Source organism: Lentzea alba (assembly GCF_047445655.1).
Taxonomy (GTDB): domain Bacteria; phylum Actinomycetota; class Actinomycetes; order Mycobacteriales; family Pseudonocardiaceae; genus Lentzea; species Lentzea alba_A.
In genome coordinates, this window is sequence record NZ_JAJAEG010000027.1 from 102,699 (window position 1) to 119,555 (window position 16,857).

At 69.6% G+C, this 16,857-nt stretch carries 17 protein-coding genes; 10 read left to right on the top strand and 7 right to left on the bottom strand.

All coding sequences use genetic code 11. The features are described 5' to 3' along the window. The first annotated feature begins 63 nt into the window (after positions 1-63). From LFM09_RS36415 to LFM09_RS36425, 3 genes are all read left to right on the top strand, one after another. Complete coding sequence (locus LFM09_RS36415) at positions 64-333, top strand: DUF1876 domain-containing protein (RefSeq protein WP_414101149.1); 270 nt, start codon at positions 64-66, stop codon at positions 331-333. After that, positions 333-563 (top strand): SHOCT domain-containing protein, encoded by a 231-nt coding sequence (locus LFM09_RS36420; RefSeq protein ID WP_414101150.1) that lies wholly within the window; start codon positions 333-335, stop codon positions 561-563. The genes LFM09_RS36415 and LFM09_RS36420 overlap by 1 nt, the downstream gene beginning before the upstream one ends. Before the next feature lie 81 nt (positions 564-644). Then, complete coding sequence (locus LFM09_RS36425; protein ID WP_414101151.1) at positions 645-1,301, top strand: response regulator; 657 nt, start codon at positions 645-647, stop codon at positions 1,299-1,301. Here the strand turns inward: LFM09_RS36425 and LFM09_RS36430 are convergent. Beyond that, a complete protein-coding gene (locus LFM09_RS36430) occupies positions 1,298-2,974 on the bottom strand; it encodes a GAF domain-containing sensor histidine kinase (RefSeq protein ID WP_414101152.1) in 1,677 nt (558 codons plus the stop codon). The two genes, LFM09_RS36425 and LFM09_RS36430, sit on opposite strands and share 4 nt — an antisense overlap. Before the next feature lie 140 nt (positions 2,975-3,114). Here LFM09_RS36430 and LFM09_RS36435 point away from each other — a divergent pair, with 140 nt between their 5' ends. Next, entirely contained in the window at positions 3,115-4,119 is a 1,005-nt protein-coding gene (locus LFM09_RS36435; RefSeq protein WP_414101153.1) for an Acg family FMN-binding oxidoreductase, read from the top strand. A 4-nt stretch (positions 4,120-4,123) separates the two neighbouring features. On the opposite strand, the gene LFM09_RS36440 is transcribed toward LFM09_RS36435, so the two are convergent. Then, a complete protein-coding gene (locus LFM09_RS36440; protein ID WP_414101154.1) occupies positions 4,124-5,497 on the bottom strand; it encodes an MBL fold metallo-hydrolase RNA specificity domain-containing protein in 1,374 nt (457 codons plus the stop codon). Positions 5,498-5,650: 153 nt separating this feature from the next. Between LFM09_RS36440 and LFM09_RS36445 the strand changes: the two genes are divergently transcribed. From LFM09_RS36445 to LFM09_RS36460, 4 genes are read left to right on the top strand one after another with little or no spacing between them, the layout of a single operon-like run. Continuing rightward, entirely contained in the window at positions 5,651-6,343 is a 693-nt protein-coding gene (locus tag LFM09_RS36445) for a universal stress protein (RefSeq protein WP_414101155.1), read from the top strand. Beyond that, positions 6,291-6,893: a hypothetical protein gene (locus LFM09_RS36450; RefSeq protein ID WP_414101156.1), complete on the top strand. Its 603-nt coding sequence runs from the start codon at positions 6,291-6,293 to the stop codon at positions 6,891-6,893. Before LFM09_RS36445 ends, LFM09_RS36450 begins: the two co-directional genes overlap by 53 nt. Further along, positions 6,890-7,777, top strand: a complete 888-nt coding sequence (locus LFM09_RS36455) for an ABC transporter ATP-binding protein (protein ID WP_414101157.1) — start codon at positions 6,890-6,892, stop codon at positions 7,775-7,777. The genes LFM09_RS36450 and LFM09_RS36455 overlap by 4 nt, the downstream gene beginning before the upstream one ends. After that, entirely contained in the window at positions 7,767-8,567 is an 801-nt protein-coding gene (locus tag LFM09_RS36460) for an ABC transporter permease subunit (protein WP_414101158.1), read from the top strand. The genes LFM09_RS36455 and LFM09_RS36460 overlap by 11 nt, the downstream gene beginning before the upstream one ends. On the opposite strand, the gene LFM09_RS36465 is transcribed toward LFM09_RS36460, so the two are convergent. Then, positions 8,557-9,666, bottom strand: coding sequence for a lycopene cyclase family protein (locus LFM09_RS36465; RefSeq protein ID WP_414101159.1), 1,110 nt, complete (start codon positions 9,664-9,666; stop codon positions 8,557-8,559). The genes LFM09_RS36460 and LFM09_RS36465 overlap by 11 nt on opposite strands. A gap of 107 nt (positions 9,667-9,773) precedes the next feature. Between LFM09_RS36465 and LFM09_RS36470 the strand changes: the two genes are divergently transcribed. Further along, the gene (locus LFM09_RS36470; protein ID WP_414101160.1) at positions 9,774-10,379 is read left to right on the top strand and encodes a hypothetical protein; all 606 of its coding nucleotides are present in this window, start codon (positions 9,774-9,776) and stop codon (positions 10,377-10,379) included. Between the two features lies 1 nt (position 10,380). Then, positions 10,381-10,803 carry a hypothetical protein gene (locus LFM09_RS36475; RefSeq protein ID WP_414101161.1) on the top strand — a complete coding sequence of 141 codons (423 nt, stop codon included), beginning with the start codon at positions 10,381-10,383 and terminating at the stop codon, positions 10,801-10,803. 88 nt (positions 10,804-10,891) lie between these two features. On the opposite strand, the gene LFM09_RS36480 is transcribed toward LFM09_RS36475, so the two are convergent. The 4 genes from LFM09_RS36480 to LFM09_RS36495 form a co-directional block, all read right to left on the bottom strand. Beyond that, the gene (locus LFM09_RS36480) at positions 10,892-11,293 is read right to left on the bottom strand and encodes a hypothetical protein (protein ID WP_414101162.1); all 402 of its coding nucleotides are present in this window, start codon (positions 11,291-11,293) and stop codon (positions 10,892-10,894) included. A gap of 481 nt (positions 11,294-11,774) precedes the next feature. Continuing rightward, entirely contained in the window at positions 11,775-13,649 is a 1,875-nt protein-coding gene (locus tag LFM09_RS36485; protein ID WP_414101163.1) for a PA domain-containing protein, read from the bottom strand. A 121-nt stretch (positions 13,650-13,770) separates the two neighbouring features. Continuing rightward, a complete protein-coding gene (locus LFM09_RS36490) occupies positions 13,771-14,661 on the bottom strand; it encodes an oxidoreductase (protein WP_414101164.1) in 891 nt (296 codons plus the stop codon). Positions 14,662-14,671: 10 nt separating this feature from the next. After that, positions 14,672-16,774 (bottom strand): DEAD/DEAH box helicase, encoded by a 2,103-nt coding sequence (locus tag LFM09_RS36495; protein WP_414101165.1) that lies wholly within the window; start codon positions 16,772-16,774, stop codon positions 14,672-14,674. Positions 16,775-16,857 lie beyond the last annotated feature (83 nt).

Genomic DNA, 16,857 nt, shown 5'->3' on the forward strand with positions numbered 1-16,857 from the left:
CTTGGACTCTGCGCCCGCCCACCCACGACGCCGCAACCTGGAACCCCCGGACGAGGAGGATTCATGAGCACCGCCAAGAAGTGGAGCGTCGAGCTCCTCATCGACGAGCACGAGGGCCGGACCAGGGCCGAGGCCCGGCTGCACACGCAGGACCCGACCCACCTGGTCGGTGTCGGCACGGCCAGGCTCAACCCCGCGGACCGCGACATCCCGGAGATCGGCGACGAGCTCGCCGCCTCCCGTGCGCTGGCCGACCTCGCGCACAAGCTGCTCGACGCGGCCGCGAACGACATCGACGGCGTCAACCCGGCGGAACGAGTGAGGCTGACGTGATGTGGTACTACGGAGGCACCCCGATGGGGTGGGGCGGGATCGTCATGATGGCGCTCGGCATGATCTTGTTCTGGGGCACGCTGGTCGTGGTCGGAGTCCTGGTGCTCCGCAAGGTCAACGAGGGCGGGCGGAACGGCTCCGCGCTGCGTGTTCTGGAAGAACGGCTGGCCAGGGGCGAGATCGACACCGACGAGTTCGACCGCGTGCGCAAGACCCTGAGCACTCGTTGATCAGAGTCTTTGGACCCTGTGTGGGTGCGTCCGGCTGGAGGATCGTCCATTGTGTTGTCAGCGGACGAAAGGTGGTTAGCGGTGGTCTCGCGTGTGTTCCTGGTGGATGACCACGAGGTGGTCCGTGTCGGGATCAGGGAACTGCTCAGCGCCTCCGAGGACCTCGAGGTCGTCGGTGAGGCGTCCTCGGTCACCGAGGCGCTCACCAGGATCCCCGCGGTGGCGCCGGACGTGGCCGTGCTCGACGTGCGGCTTCCCGACGGCAACGGCATCGAGCTGTGCCGTGAGCTGATGTCCCGGCTGCCCGACCTCAAGTGCCTGATGCTCACGTCCTTCACCGACGACGAGGCGTTGTTCGACGCGATCATGGCGGGCGCGGCGGGGTTCGTGCTCAAGCGCATCGTGGGCAGCGACCTCACCAACGCGGTGAAGACGGTCGCGGCCGGGCAGTCCCTGCTGGACGCGCGGTCGACGGCGGCGTTGCTGAACCGGATCCGCCGCGAACGGGAGCAGGGCGACCCCGTGCGCTCGCTCACCGAGCAGGAGCGCACGGTGCTCGACCTGATCGGCGAGGGCCTGACCAACCGGCAGATCGCGGACAAGATGTTCCTGGCCGAGAAGACCGTCAAGAACTACGTGTCCCACCTGCTCGCGAAGCTCGGCCTGGAGCGCCGCACTCAAGCCGCGGTGCTCGCGTCCAAGCTCACCGCGCCGCCTGAGCCGCGCGAGGACGGCTAGTCCAGAGGGACCTGCCAGGTCACCCGTGTGCCGCCACCGGGTTCGTCCGCGACGGCGCACGTGCCGCCGTATCCCGCCGCGCGCTGCTCCAGGTTGCGCAGGCCGCTGCGCGCGACGTGCGGAGGCATGCCGACACCGTTGTCCACCATCGTGATGACCAGCGCGTCACCTGCCTCGACGGTGAGCGTGAGGTCGGTGGCGCGGGCGTGCCGCAGCGAGTTGCTGACCAGCTCGCGGACCACGGCCTCGGCGTGCTCGCCGATGTGGTCGGGCACGAGGTTGTCGATCGTGCCGCTCATCCGCACGGCGGGTGTCAGCTCAGCACCCTCGGTCAGTTCGGCGACGATGTCCAGCAACCGGCGGCGCAGACCCGTGTCGCCCATGTCGGCCTGCAGGTCGAAGATCGACGTCCGGATCTCCAGGACGGTCTGGTCGAGCTGGTTCACGGCCTTCTGCACCCGCTTGCGGGCCTCGGGGTGGTTCACCCAGGTCAGCGAGCCCTGCAGGCTCATCCCGGTGGCGAAGAGCCGCTGGATCACGTGGTCGTGCAGGTCGCGGGCGATGCGGTCGCGGTCGGCCAGCACGTCGACCTGACGGCGCGCCTTCTGGTTCTCGGCGAACTCCAGCGCCACCACCGCCTGGTCGGCCAGCGAGGCCAGCAACGGCATGAGATCGGCGTTGAACGGCGCGGCGCCCTTCTCCCGCACGCACACCAACAGACCTGCGACCGCAGAACCGACGCGCATCGGCACGATCACGCAGGCACCCACTTCGGTTCCGTCGGAGCCGAACAGTCCTTCGGCCTCCTCCGCAAGCGCGGGTGCCGCCGTCTGCAGCACCTCGCCCAGCAGGGTGCCCCGCGGGTCGAGCACACCGTCCACCAGCGCCACGCCGGCCTGGGCGGCGGCTCGCAGCTGTTCGGGCCCTTCGGTCAGCAGCACCATCGAGCTGGAGCCCGCGGTCAGCTCCACCGAGCGCTGGGCGATCAGGTGCAGGGCGTCGTCGGCCGACGCACCGCCCAGCAGCTGCGAGTTGATCTCCGCGGTCGCCTCGAGCCACCGTTCGCGCATCCGCGACCGTTCGAACAGGCGCGCGTTCTCGACCGCCACACCGGCCGCCGCCGCCAACGCCTCCAGCACCACCTCGTCGTCCGCGGTGAAGTCGCCGTCGTCCTTCTTCTCGGTCATGTAGAGGTTGCCGAACACCTCGTCGCGCACCCGCACGGGCACACCGAGGAAGCTGTGCATCGGCGGGTGGTTCGCCGGGAAGCCCACCGACGCCTTGTGTTCCGCGATGTCGTGCAACCTGATCGCCCTCGGCTCCTTGATGAGCAACCCGAGCAATCCCTTGCCCTCGGGCAAATGGCCCATCTTCGACCGGGTCTCGGGGTCGATCCCGACGTAGACGAACTGGGAGAGGTTGTCCCTCTGCCCGAGCACTCCCAGCGCGCCGTAGCGCGCACCGACCAGTTCAACAGCCGCCTGCACGATCCGCTGCAGGGTCGAGTCGAGCTCCAGCCCGGCGCCGACCGCGAGGACCGCGTCGAGCAGTCCCTGCATCTTGTCCCGGGTGGAGCCGATCTCGGACAGCCGATCGCGCATCTCGTCGAGCAGTTCGTCGAGGCGCAATCCACCGAGCAGGCTGCGCGCCCGGCTCTCTGCTGAACCACTCATGGATCACACTCTGCCCCACAGGTCGTTGCGGCGCCAAGCAGTCCCGGTCAGGTTGGGACCTTCGGCTGTGGGGTACTGCTCCCCCGATGGTGAAGGTGGATCGCATCACGATCGACCGGCACGACATTGAGGTGAAATCGATGACCGAGGTGACCTCGGCGCTGGGGTTGGATCCGGACCAGGTGCGGACGGTGCTCGAGTCCGCGTCGCTCGCGCCGTCGGTGCACAACTCCCAGCCGTGGCGGTTCCGGCTGCTGCCGGACCGCATCGAACTGCACGCGGACATGGAGCGCAGGCTCGTCGCGACCGATCCCGACGCACGTGAACTGCGGCTGTCCTGCGGGGCCGCCCTGTTCAACCTCCGGGTGGCGTTGCAGGGACTCGGGGTGCGCCCGCTGGTCACCCTCCTGCCTGGACAGGCCGCACCCGGCGCGCTGGCAACGGTTCGTCGGGGTGGGACGGTGCGCCCGGATGACGAGATGCGCGCGTTGCTGCGTGCCGTTCCCGCCCGCCGCACCAACCGCCGGCCGTTCTTCGAGTCCGGAGTGGACGGACGTCAGCGCCACGCGCTGGTGCGGGCCGCCGAGCTGGAACGCTCGTGGCTGCACATCGTCGCCACCCGCGAGGAAGTCGCCAGGATGAAGCACTTCGTCCGGCGCGCCCACCAGATCCAGCTGGCCGATCCGGAGGTCCAGGCCGAGCTGCGCTCCTTCACCGGCCACCGGCCGGGCGCGAGTGACGGTGTCCCACCCGCCTCCGCCGGTGTCCGCCCGGCGACGCAGGACGAGTGGGCGTTCCGCGACTTCCACCCCGGCGCGGACCACGACCGCCTGCCGGGCAAGGACTACGAGTCCAACCCCCTGGTCGTCGTCGTGTGCTCGCACTACAACGGTCCGCTCGGTGAGCTCCAGGCCGGTCAGGCGATGCAGCGGGTGCTGCTCACCGCGACCACGCTCGGGCTGTCCGCGTCGTTCCTCTCCCAGCCGATCGAGGTGCCCGGCGTGCGCGAGGAGCTGCGCCGCGAGCTCGGCGGAACGCTGGCTCCCCAGACCGTGCTGCGGATCGGCTTCAGCTCCCCCGTTCCCTCGACGCCACGGCGCTCCGTCGCCGAGCTGTTGCTGGAGCCTTCCACCTCGACGACCTGAGCACTCACACCAGCACCCGTTCGCCGTCGCGCGGAACCACGGCGGTCCAGCCGTGCTCGGTCTCCAGGCGTTCGGCCAGCGTCTCGGCGCCCTCCGGTTCACCGTGCACCACGTAGGTGGTGGCCGGAGGGGGTTCGGTGGCCGCCCACGCCAGCAGCTCGTCCGCGTCGGCGTGGGCGCTGAACGCGTCCAGCACCTGGACCTCGGCCTTCACCGGCACGTACCGGCCGTGGATCTTGATCTCGCGGGCGCCGCCGACCAGCTGACGTGACCGCGTGCCGACCGCCGCGTAGCCGACGACGACGATCGTGTGCCGGTTGTTGGGCAGCATCGACTTCAGGTGGTGCAGCACCCGCCCGCCGGTGGCCATGCCGGAGGCCGAGATGATGATGGACGGCTTCTTCGGGTCGTTGGCCTGCATCGACTGGGTCGCGGTGTGCAGCTCCGCGAGGTGTCCGGGGTCGAAGGCGTCCTCACCGTGCATCAGTTCGGGACGGATCTCCGGCCAGCTCTTCGCGACCGCCTCGCGGTAGACCCGCAGCGACGCGAGCGCCATCGGGCTGTCGACGAACACCGGCAGGTCGGGGATCTCGCCCGCGCGCACCAGCTTGGCCAGCTCGATCAGGATCACCTCGGTCCGGTCCACCGCGAACGCGGGGATCAGCACGCTGCCACCCCGCGCGGCCGTGCGGCGGATCGTGTCCGCGAACAGCGCGGTCGCCGCGGCGTCGTCGTGCCCGCGGTCGCCGTAGGTCGACTCGACCAGCAACGCGTCGCACGCCGGTCTCGGTTGCGGCGGCAGCAGCACCCTGTGTGCGGGTCTGCCCAGGTCACCGCTCACGACCACGCTGCGATCGCCCATCGTCAGGTGGGCCCACGCCGATCCGAGGATGTGCCCGGCGCGGCCGAACTCGAGGTCGACTCCGTCGGCGATGGCGCGGACCGCGTTGAAGTCGATCGGCCGGAACAACCGGATGGCGCGTTCGGCGTCGTCCGCGTCGTACAGCGGCAGCGCGGGCCGGTGCTTGGACCAGCCCGCCTCGTTGGCCTGGCGCGCCTCTTCCACCATCAGGTGCGCGCTGTCGGCCAGCACGATCGCGGCCAGGTCCGCGGTGCCCTCGGTCGTGAACACAGGTCCGCGCCAGCCGTGCCGCACGAGCACCGGCAGGTAGCCGCAGTGGTCGAGGTGGGCGTGGGTGAGCACGACCGCGTCCAGCCGGTCGAGGTCGAGCGGGGGCTGCTTCCAGTTCCGCCGCCGCAGCGGTGCGAGCCCCTGGAACAACCCGCAGTCCACCAGCACCTGCGAGCCACCGGTGTCGAACAGGTACTTGCTGCCGGTGACCGTGCCCGCGCCACCGAGGAACGTCAGGGTGCTCATCGTCTGCCTCCTCGTGCTCACCGAACACACGGTGCTTTCTTCGCGGCGTCGCACCCAGCGGCACGTGACCCTGCGGTATCGGGACCTTCGTCCCGGTTCAGCGCCCTGCTTTGCACTCTGTGCCAGGAGAAGGGGCCAGGCGACCGTGGAGGCATGGAACCTGTCGTGGTGATCGCAGACGGCTCCCCGTGGGACGAGGAGGCCGCGCGCTGGGCGCGTGCGCACGCCGAGCTGGTCGACGCCGAGGTGGAGACCCATCGGCTGCAGGACCACTTCCACGCCCAGCTCGTGGTCCTGGGCTACCAGGGCCGCAGCGGCTCCCCGCTCGGGCTCGGCAGGCACGTCCTTCCCGCGGTGTGCGCGACGTTCTGCGACACGGTCGTCGTGCGCGGCACGGCCGCCGCCCTGCGCGGCGAACACGGCCGCGTCACCGCACTCGTCAGCGGTGGTCCGGACGATGCCCTCGTGCTCGCCGCCGCCGCGGACTTCGCTCTGCGGCGTGGCGCCGCGCTGCGCGTGCTGCACGCCGCACCGTTGCCCGTCCTGCGCGAAGACCTCGACGAGGACCACAGCTGGGTCCTCGCCCGCTCGGCCGCGTCGCTCGGCGGGTTCCCGCACACCGCCGTTCTCGTGCGCCGGCAACCGCACGAGGCCATCAGCCGCTGCACCGACAGCGACCTGCTCGTCGTCGGACCTGGTGAGACCCGCGCCTGCGGGTCGGTGACCAGGGCCGCGCTCCACCACGCCCCGTGCCCCGTTCTCGTGGTGCACCGACCCGTACAGGAGGAACGCCGTGGCGCCCCTTCCGTCCCCGCTCCTCGCCGACCAGTTCGCACCTCGGTTTGAGTTCGGCCGCACCGACCACGTGGTCGTGGCCGCCGATCCCACCTCGGCGTTCCAGGCGGTGCACGACCTCGACCTGACCGACCTGCACGGCTTCCTGGTCACCGCCGCGGTGCGGCTGCGCGAGCTGCCCGAGACGTGGCGTGAGCGACACCGCCGGACACCCCGGCAGCGCACGCGTCTGACCATCAACGACCTGGCCGCGGGCTCGGACTGGGTTCTGCTGGGCGAGCAACCCGGCCAGGAGATCGTCTTCGGCGCGATCGGCAAGGTCTGGCAGCCGATCGTCAGGTGGGTGCCCGTGGAAGAGGCACGCGACTTCATGGACTTCGCCGAACCCGGCTACGCCAAGGTCGTCTGCTCGATCTCGGTGCTCCCGTACGGCCAGCGGCGCTCACTCGTGACCGCGGAGATGCGGGTCGTGCTCACGGATCCGCACGCGTGGCTCAACTTCCGCCGCTACTGGCGGATCAGCACGCCGTTCGTCGGGATCATCAGCCGCGCCGTCCTGCGGACCGTCAAGCACTCCGCCGAGACAGGGGGCCTGCGATGAACGTCATCAGCACACGTCAGCTCGCCAAGCGCTACGGCAAGACCACCGCCTTGCGCGACCTGAACCTGGAAGTGCGGCAAGGTGAGGTCTACGGGCTGCTCGGCCCGAACGGGGCGGGCAAGACCACCACGCTGCGCCTGCTCATCGACGTCATCAGGCCGACGCGCGGCAGCATCACGCTGTTCGGCGAGCCGATGTCGCCCCGGCTGCGCGGCAGGATCGGTTACCTGCCAGGCGAACTCGTGCTCTACGACCGGCTCACCGGCGCCGACTACCTGCGCTTCTGCGGGGCCCTGCGGGACCACGCGGACCTCGGCGAGGCGACCACCCTCGCCAAACGCCTCGACCTGGACCTGGACCGCCGCACGGGCGAGCTCTCCAAGGGCAACCGGCAGAAGCTCGGTCTCGTGCAGGCGTTCGCACACCGGCCCGACCTGGTGATCCTCGACGAACCCGCGTCGGGCCTCGACCCGCTCGCGCAACGGGAGTTCCACGCGTACCTGCGCGAGTACATCGACGGCGGCGGCACGGCGTTGTTCTCCTCGCACGTGCTGTCCGAAGTGGAGCACGTGGCCGACCGCGTCGGCATCCTGCTCGCCGGCAGCCTCGTCGTCGAGGACACCGTCGCGTCGCTGAAGGCGAACGCGTTGCGGGAGCTGACGTTCACCTTCGCCGAGGAGGTCGCGGCGGCGACGTTCAGCGGGATCCCCGGCGTGCAGTCGGCGCAGGCGAACGGCCAGGAGGTGCGGTGCCGCGTCACCGGCGCCGTCGGCGAGCTCGTGCGGACAGCCGCCCGGTTCCCGCTGGTCAACGTGACGAGCCACGAGCCCGACCTGGAGGACATCTTCGTGCACTACACCGAGGAGCGCGGCGATGACGACTGAGTTGATGACGAAGTCCCTGCGCGACAACCGGTCCGGCATCATCGGCTGGGGTGTCGCGCTCGTGGCGAGCGTGCTGCTGCAGCTCGCGGTCTACCCCGCCGTCCGCGACGCGGCCGGGGAGTTCGAGAAGCTGCTCGACTCCTACCCGGAGGCGTTCAAGGCGTTGTTCAACGTCCAGCAGTCCCTCGCGAGCGGTGTCGGGTACCTGCAGGGCGAGGTGTTCGGTTTCCTCGCACCGCTGGTGCTCCTCGGCATCACGATCGGTCAGGCCGCCAGGGCCACCGCGGCCGAGGAGCAGGAACACACGATGGACCTGCTGCTGGCCAATCCGCTCTCCCGCACCAGGCTCGTGCTGGACAAGGCCGCCGCCGTGCTCGCCGCGGTCGCGATCGTCACCGCCGCGTTCGCCGTCGTGCTCGTGGTCGGCAGTGGCGTCGCGGGCCTGGGAGTGCCGTGGCAGGACCTGCTGGCCGCGGTGCTGGCGAGCGCGGTGGTGGCGCTGCCGTTCGGTGCGACCGCCTTGCTCATCGGCGCGCTGACCGGACGGCGTGGCCTGGCGATCGGGGTGGCCGTGGGCCTGGCCCTGTTCGCCTATCTCCTGGACGCCCTGTCCGCGCTCGCTGAAGGGTTGCGGCCGTGGCGCGTGCTGTCCCCGTTCCACCACGCCGGGGTGAACGAAGCTCTGACCGGCGATCCGAACTGGCTGGGACTCGCCGGACTGGTGGTGCTCACCGGTTTGCTCGTCGTGGGCGCGGCGGCGGCGTTCGAACGCCGGGAGATCAGGAGCTGACCAGCCGGTGCCGTGCGGCGGCCAGATAGGTCGCCGCCGGCATCCCGGCGAACAGCCGCCACTCCTGCGGCGGCGTCGTGGCCTCGTCGAGGAACCGCAGGGCCGGTTCCGCGGTGCGATAACGGAACAACGCGCCGAACGCACGTTCCAGCTGGGCAGGTTCCCGCGTCACGACGTCCAGCAACACACCGTCGAACAACCGGAACCGCGCTGACTCCGCCGGCAACGCGAACGGGTGTCCGTACTCGTGCAACGACTCCGCGACGGCGGCGCTGTCCCGCTGGACGCGCTGGTAGCCGAATCCGGTGGACGCCTTGAGCAGTCCGCCCTTGGCACCGATCGTGAGCACGTTGCCATTCCTGCGCGGGGTTTGCCCGGCGCGCAACGGAAGCACCGCGTGCTCCTCGCATTCGATCTCGTAGGGGCCGATGTCCGCCAGGTACTCGGCAAGAGCTTCTCGTTGCGCTGCTTGATCAGTCGTCGCGTCCGGCGCCGTGAACGAGGTGTGCTCCACGAGTGCGTGGTGGGCGTCGTCCGGCAGCACGTACACGAAGCTCGCCGCGCGGGCCTGCGACGTCCGGAAGTCGAACAGCGTGGGAATCTCCGCGTCGAAAGCCGCCCGCTCGGCCCGCACACGCCATCCCCGGAACGACAGGAGTGCGTCCGCCGGCCGCTCCTGCGCCGGCCCGATCACACTGTCGAAGACCCACCGGGCCCGCAGGTGCTGTCCGTCCACAACCACGCCGTCGTCCTCGACCCGGTCCACGTGACCTTCGTGGAACGTGAAGTGCCGCAACGGATCGGTGATCCTCCGCACCACGGAGGCGAGGTCGTCGCCCCGCACCACCCGATACCGGTAGCGGCCGAGCCGCAACACCTTCGTGGTGCCGTTCACGTGCACCCGGATCCGGTCGAACCACCGGCAGGCAGCCGCGTCCAGCAGTCCGGGCCGATCGCTCCACGACGCCCAAGCCTTGGCGCTCAACGGATTGCGCCCGTCATCGACCACGATCACCGGGTGCCGGTGGTCCATCACCGCGAGGTGCGCCGCGAGACTCAGCCCGCTGAGGCCACCTCCTGCGATCACGATGCGCGTCATACCACCACTCTGTGCCGACATGTCCCTGTCCACCACGGCAAGGAGCACTCTCGACCTGAGGACCTTCGTCCCTGCGCCCGGCGCCGCCGATAGCGCAACGTTGAGGCATGAGCACAACGCTGACGACACGCGAGGTCTGGAAGACCTGGTTCGCCTGGGTGACCGCCGGGGAGTTCCTCGGCTTCCTCGCCCCGGCGCTCACCGGCGCGCTGACGTCGTCGGCACCGATGCTGGTCTTCGCCGGCACAGCGGAGGGCGCGATCCTCGGTGCGGCGCAGTGTCTCGTCCTGCGCCGCACGTTCCCCTCCCTCAGCGCACCTCGCTGGATCGGCGTCACCGCGCTGGCCGCCGGTTTCGCCTGGGCGGTCACTCTGCTCGCCGTGGACCACAGCCAACTGCTCGGCACCCTGCCATTCCCCGCACTGCTGGCGCTCGTGTCGGTCGCCGGCACCGGCGTCCTGCTGTCACTGGGCACAGGTCAGTGGCTGGTGCTGCGCCACCACGTCGCCGGGGCGCACCTGTGGGTGGGAGCCAACGCGGTGGCGTGGGCAGCCGGCCTGGTCGTGTTCACGGCGTTCACCACACCCCTCTGGCAACCCGGCCAGCCGGTGGCGCTGATCGCCCTGATCGGGGCACTAGGAGGCCTGGTGATGGCGGCCACGATGGCGGCGATCACCGGCTCCGCCCTCACCCGTCTCCTGAACCGGAGCTGACATGGACACCGACAGCTACATCGCCTTCCTGACCATCAGCACGCTGCTGGTCATCGCCGACGCCGCGATCATCACCATCAGCGGGCGCCACTACCTCGCCAACCGCGGCACGAGCATCGCCGCCAGCTGGCTGACCACCACGCTGTTCGTGCTGATCGTCCTCGGACTCGTCGCACTGATCTCCACTGTCGACGTGCCGGTCGACGGCCAGCTGCAGCAGCTCGTCACCAAACTCGGCATCGTGCTGCTCCTCCTGGCACTGGCGCACGCGATCACCATGAGGGTTCTCGCGAGTTACCGCGGTGAGGAGCGTCAGGAACAGCTGGCCGACCAAATGGCGGAGGAACACACCGAACGGGACCGGAACCACAGGCCTTCGGTCATGCAGTCGATCGAGCGCTCAGAGCCGTATTCGACCTCTTAGGCACGCGGCGAACCGCGCGCACACAACGACGCCCATGCGGCGGCAGAGGGTGGAGCGCAGTCCGAGTCGGCCTCGCAGGGCGACGACCTCAGCAGGTGACCTTGACGGTCGCGTTCGCCTGGAACGACACGTGCACGTGGTCCATGTGGTTGGCCGTGGGGCTACCGCGGTCCTCCATCGCCTTCCAGCCGCTGCCGTCGTTGATGCGCTGGCGCCAGATCACGTAGGTGACGCCGAACGCCTTGCGGTTGGCCAGCACGTAGTCGGCCAGGGCGTTGCCGGTGGCGGTGTTGACCATGAAGTCCAGGGCCAGACCCAGGGGATGGTCGCCGGAGCCGCCACGGCCGGCTGCGCCGCCGATGTCGTTGACGTCGAACTTGCCCGCGACGTGGTGGCCTACCTGCGCCGCGTGCGGTTTGACTCCGTCCAGGGTGGTTGGACAGGGCGGCGGAGGGGGTGGCGTGGTGGTCTGGGGTGGTGTCGTGGTCACCGGTGGCGGCGTCGTGGTCGCAGGAGGTTGCGAGGACGGGGCCGTGGTGGTCGATGACGTGGCAGACGGCAGTTCTTGGCTGACAGGGGTTGACGAGGCGGCCAGGTTGGCTGCCGCTCCGGTCGGGTCGACCGGCTGGTCGGAAGCTCGGACGACCCAGAAGGTCGCTACCAGGCCCGCGGTGAGAGTGGCGGCGACTGCGATGGGCAGCTTCCGGCTGGCTGTCTGCTGCGTTCTATGTCGGCCCGGCATTCGGGAGCACCTTGCGTTGGGGACAGGGCATGGTCACACGGCGCGCAACATTACGAAATGAACACGAGAACGTCACGGGCGAGTGTTCATGCTCACATCTCCGCTGGTGAGCGCATGGCTACAGAAAGTGAATGCACGGGCTCGGCCTGCGTATTAGCGGTCCGGACGTGGTTCGGCCCCCTTCGGCCAGATGTGTCGAAGAGGGCCGGCCACAGTCAGGAACCAGCGGTTATCCGTTGTAGCGGAACACGTAGAGGCCGAAGTCGCGGTCACTGCCGAGCACGTACTTCTGGCCGTTCTCGTCCTTCCACACCTCGACGCCCCAGAAGTTGTTGCCTCCTTGGTCGATGAAGGCGCCGACCTCCTGGATTCCACCCGGGCCGTACTCGACCACGCGGAATCCGCCGGCGTAGTACGAGATGTAGGCGATCTTGCTGTCGTCCGGGTCCATCGCCACCTCGTGCACCGACAGGTCACCGAACCCGCGGGCGTACGCGGGGTCCTGTGCCTCCGGGATGGAGTAGGTGTCGATCTGGCCGATCGAGCCCGTCTTGCCGGCCTGGTTCGGGATGTTCACGCCGAACAGCCGGACGTAGCCCCAGCCGTCGAACACGGCCTGGATCGTCGTGGAGACCACGACAGGAGCTGCCCCCGGCGTCACCGTCGTGCAGGCGGTGGCGTCGGTGACACCGGCGACGCCGAGCAGTTTCAGGCCGGTGGTGCGGTTGACGAACACGTACGGGATGGTGCCGGCCGCGAGCATGGTCAGGCCGTCGAGGCAGTCGTCCCGATGGTTCTGGAACACGATGCCGGCCGTGTAGCCCTTGGTCGTGATGGTGTCGAGCTTGAACTGGAACGTGCAGGTGCCGCGCTCGACCAGTGCGGTTCCCGTTCCCGCTGGGACCGCGGCCGGGTTGCAGGCGTCACCGACGAACGTCACGGGTCCGCTGATCGTGGTGTTCTCGTCGATGGGCGGGGTTTCGACGGCCTGCGTGGCGGTGTAGGTGTCGCCCGCGTACGGACCCGAGTCGATCGTGGCGGTGGCCCGGAACGGGTTGAAGTCCTCATCGGTGCCGAGGAGGAACTTCCTGTTCGGTGAGAGCTCGGACTGGTGTGCGTTGCCCTCGGGCGAGATCTGGTGGCCGCGGGCCAGTCGTTCCTCGTCCAGCAGCGCGTAGTCGCTCTCCGCGATCAACGTGACCTTGCCCGGCCGCGGGTCGGTCACGTCGAGCAGGACGTAGCCGCCGTCCCAGTAGTTCATGTTCATCACGTAGCGCTGGCCGACCTTCGTGATCATCATGTCGTGGCTGAAGACGGCCGTCAGGTTGTTCGGTGCCGCCTGGTCGACGCCGAACAGCTCGAAGAGATCGAGGCTGTCGTTGACCATCACCGGGTGGTACGGGTCGGTGATGTCCATGATGTCCACGTCGGTCAGTTCCTCGTCGTCGACGAGGACGACGTAGGTGCGCTTGTCGAAGCTGTTCGTCCACATGCGCATGCTGTGCGTCTGGTTCGGCGACGCTTCGAGCGTGCCGTCGGGGGCGGTGAAGTCGCCGGTGTGCAGCGATACCGGCTCGGGGTTGCGCGGATCGGTGACGTCCCAGAGCGAGATGCCGCCGAGGTTGGGGGCAGGCGGTGTCTCGCCGGGGCAGGTCTCGTTCTGGTGGGCGAGCAGGTCGCCCTGGAAGAAGGCGTTGTCGATGCGCAAGACCTGGATGCCCTCGCCGGCGTAGGAGCCGTCGCTGGTCGGGATGAACGCGCTGGTGACCTCGGCCGGGTGCGCCGGGTCGGAGATGTCCATGACGTGCACGCCGGTCTGCTCGCACGTCGGTTCCCGGAACGCGGTCAGGTAGGCGTAGTCGCCGAACGCGGTGACGTCCGCGACGCGGCCGGTGTTGCCGTCGCCGGACGGGTTGGTGACCTCGCCCTTGCCGACGAGCGTGACGTTGCGGTTCACCGGCGGGAGATGGCCCTCGTCGCCGTTGTGCTGCTTGTAGATTCCGTCGGCGACACCTTCGCCGGGAAAGTCCTCGCGGCCGCCTCCGTGGTCGGGATGGGCGGTCGCGAGCCCCGCGGTGAACCCGCTGAGTACCAGCGCGGTCACGCTGAGCAGGGAAATGCGTTGTCTTCGTTGACTCCGCATGGCTTGCCTCCGGGAGTAGGGCGGTCCCCCAGCGGCCGCACCCTACGTCCAGAATGCGCCATTCGGAAGATGCCGTTCGTCCTCACGTCCCATTCGGGAAGATCACCCCGGTGAGCCGCTCCGACGCCTCCCACAGCCGCCTCGCCAGCACCGGGTCACTGGCCGCCGCCGACCGGCCGACCAGCGTGGGATGGCCGTGCATCTCGAACCGTCCGTCCGGGCCGACGTAGCTCGCGCCCGGCAGGTCCTGGGTCGCCGCGTACAACGACGGCAGCGCGCCCTGCGTCTCGGTCTGCGCGAGGTAACGCCCGACCACGTGCACGATCTTCACCAGGTACGGGTTGCGGCCCTTGGTACCCAGGTTGGTCGCCGAGTAGCCGGGATGCGCGGACAACGCGCGCACAGGCGACCCGGCCTCACGGCAGCGCCGCTCCAGTTCCAGGGTGAACAGCAGATTCGCCAGCTTCGACCGGCCATATGCCTTCACCGGGGTGTAGCCGGAGCGGGCGAAGTCGAGGTCGTCGAGATCGAGCACGCCCGCCTTGTGCGCGCCGGAGGCCACGGTCACCACGCGGTCGGTGATCGAGGGCAGCAGCAGGTTGGTCAGCGCGAAGTGGCCGAGGTGGTTGGTGCCGAACTGCAGCTCGAACCCGTCCGCCGTGCGACCGAACGGGGTCATCGCCACCCCGGCGTTGTTGACCAGGACGTCGAGTTCACCCTGCCAGCCCTCGGCGAACGCGCGCACCGACGCCAGGTCGGCCAGGTCCAGTTCACGGACCTCCGTCTTGCCGGACATGGCGGCCGCGGCGCGCTCGCCGGCGGCGACGTCGCGCACCGCGAGCACCGTGCGCGCCCCAGCCGCGGCGAAGGCGGTCGCCGTGCCGCGGCCCACCCCGCTGGCCGCACCGGTCACCACGACGGTGCGCCCGGTCAGGTCGGGAAGATCGTCAGCGACCCACTGGCGCTTCGTCATGATCGCCAGCTTAGAGACCGAGGCGCTGCTGCTCGGCCTGCACCACCCGCTGCTCCACCGACACCGCTGAGTCCAGTGCGCTCGCGTGCGAGTGCTTCGTGTCGCTTTCGCGCGCGTAGTGGTCGAACAGCAGGGTCTTGTGGTCGCGGATCTCCTGCACCCGCGCGTCCACGCTGTCCTTGACCAGCAACCGGTGCACGTGGACCTTGCGAACCTGGCCCATGCGGTGACAACGGGCGATCGCCTGGTCCTCCGTGCTCGGCTTCCACTGCGGCTCGGCGATGATCACCACGGACGCGGCCTGGATGTTGAGGCCCACGCCGCCCGCCTCGATCTGGGCCACCAGCACCGCGTGGTCCTCGCACGCGGTGAACGCGTCCACCATTTGCTGACGGCCCTGCGCCGACGTCGCGCCGGTCAGGGGGCCGAAGACTTCGACGTGGTCCGCGACGACGTCCAGCACGTCGTGGAAGTACGAGAACACCACGACCTTCCAGCCGTTGTCCCGCGACTCCTCGATGATCTCCAGCAGCCGCTCCAGCTTTGCCGAACCGCGTGGCGTGCCCGGCGCGTAGGCGGCGCGGCGCATCGCCATCAGGTTGCCCTCGCGCACCGCTTCGCGGTACGCACCTCGGTCCTGCTTGCCGAACTCGACCCAGTCCTCCATCTCCAGCAGCTCCGGCAGCTCCCCCAGCACGTCCTCCTGGTTGCGCCGCAGGTACACCGGTGCGACCACGCGGCGGAAAGCCTTTGCTCCCACCACGGCGTCGACGGCGCCCGTGCGGGCCGCGACGCCCGGCTGGAGATAGGCGACCAGGTTGCGGAACTCCTCGACGCGGTTCTCCATCGGCGTGCCGGTGAGGAGCACTGCCCGTTCCGCGCGCTGCACGATCGTGTTGACCGCCTGTGAGCGTTGCGTCTCCGGGTTCTTCACGTAGTGCGCCTCGTCGACGACTACCAGCGTCGGGCGGAACCTCTTCGGCAGCACCAGTTTCGGCAACGTGCCGAACGTCGTCACGCCGACACCGCCCTGTGCCAGCCATTCGCCGACCGCGCCGTCGCGGCCCGCGCCGTGCATCCGGTGCGGCACGAGGTCGCTGTGCCTGGCGATCTCGTTGACCCAGTTGACGACGACGCTCGCCGGGCAGACCACCAGGAACCCGCGCCGCCCACCGGCGGCGAGGCTGGCCATCACCGCGATGGCCTCGATCGTCTTGCCCAGTCCCATCTCGTCACCGATGATGACGCGCTTGCGGGCCAGCGCGAACTTGGCCCCGAACACCTGGTAGCCGCGCAGCGACACCTTCAGCAGGCTGGTGTCCAGTGTGGTCGCGTCGACCTCGTGCTCGATGTCGGCCGGGACGAACCCCTTGGCGGCACTGCGATCCGGCATCGCGTCCGCGCCGGCGACATCGGCGAGGAGCGTGTTGTAGGCGGCCGCGTCGAGCTCGTAGTCGCGCCACAGCGCGCGGTGGTCCAGGTCCGGCACGCGCAACTGCGTGCCCACCGCGCGCAACGCCGCCACGTCGCGACTGGCCAGCAGGGCCTCGAGCCGGCCGAGCGCGTCGATGGCGGCCTGCCGGTTCTTCCGCAACGAGAAGAACATCCGCAGCCGGCTCCAGGCACGGGAGGCGGCGCGCACGTCGGCGTCGACCCTGCCCAGCACGTCTCCGAGCGGCTCGTACAGCGGACCGACGAGCTGGTTCGCCCTGCGCAGCTTGGACATCAGCTGCAACAGCTCGGTCTGGGCGCGGTCAGCGCGGTCGGGGTTCAGCCGCACAGTCGTGTCTCGCGCAACGCCCTCGACGACAGCGCGGGCGACCCGCACGATCTGCTCAGCGGACTGCCTGCCGACTCCCGGCACGCCGTCGAGCTGTTCCGGGCGCGCCCTGGCGACGTCGGCGACAGTCCGGTACCCGGCGGCCTTCAGCTTGCTCAGCCGCAGGTTCGCCTTCGTGTCACGGAGCTTCTCCAGCGGCATGGCGCGGATCTGGTCGGCCACCAGCGAGTCCCGGACCGCCTGGTACTTGGCCGCGGCGAGCGCGAGCAGCCGATCCGGTTCCTCGCGCACCCCTGCCGCGTCGGCGCGGAACGCCTTCGCTGCGGCCAGCACCGCGCGAGCATGCCTACCGACCTTCGACGAGTCGTCCACCCGTGTCCTTTCGTCAGGCGGTCCGAGGGTACCGAAACCAGGCC

Excerpts from the sequence above, each read along its gene's own strand:
- LFM09_RS36430 (WP_414101152.1), bottom strand. The coding sequence starts at position 2,974 with ATGAGTGGTTCAGCAGAGAGCCGGGCGCGCAGCCTGCTCGGTGGATTG.
- LFM09_RS36465 (WP_414101159.1), bottom strand. The coding sequence starts at position 9,666 with ATGACGCGCATCGTGATCGCAGGAGGTGGCCTCAGCGGGCTGAGTCTC.
- LFM09_RS36470 (WP_414101160.1), top strand. The coding sequence starts at position 9,774 with ATGAGCACAACGCTGACGACACGCGAGGTCTGGAAGACCTGGTTCGCC.
- LFM09_RS36490 (WP_414101164.1), bottom strand. The coding sequence starts at position 14,661 with ATGACGAAGCGCCAGTGGGTCGCTGACGATCTTCCCGACCTGACCGGG.
- LFM09_RS36420 (WP_414101150.1), top strand. The coding sequence starts at position 333 with ATGTGGTACTACGGAGGCACCCCGATGGGGTGGGGCGGGATCGTCATG.
- LFM09_RS36460 (WP_414101158.1), top strand. The coding sequence starts at position 7,767 with ATGACGACTGAGTTGATGACGAAGTCCCTGCGCGACAACCGGTCCGGC.
- LFM09_RS36445 (WP_414101155.1), top strand. The coding sequence starts at position 5,651 with ATGGAACCTGTCGTGGTGATCGCAGACGGCTCCCCGTGGGACGAGGAG.
- LFM09_RS36455 (WP_414101157.1), top strand. The coding sequence starts at position 6,890 with ATGAACGTCATCAGCACACGTCAGCTCGCCAAGCGCTACGGCAAGACC.
- LFM09_RS36475 (WP_414101161.1), top strand. The coding sequence starts at position 10,381 with ATGGACACCGACAGCTACATCGCCTTCCTGACCATCAGCACGCTGCTG.
- LFM09_RS36415 (WP_414101149.1), top strand. The coding sequence starts at position 64 with ATGAGCACCGCCAAGAAGTGGAGCGTCGAGCTCCTCATCGACGAGCAC.
- LFM09_RS36435 (WP_414101153.1), top strand. The coding sequence starts at position 3,115 with ATGACCGAGGTGACCTCGGCGCTGGGGTTGGATCCGGACCAGGTGCGG.
- LFM09_RS36440 (WP_414101154.1), bottom strand. The coding sequence starts at position 5,497 with ATGAGCACCCTGACGTTCCTCGGTGGCGCGGGCACGGTCACCGGCAGC.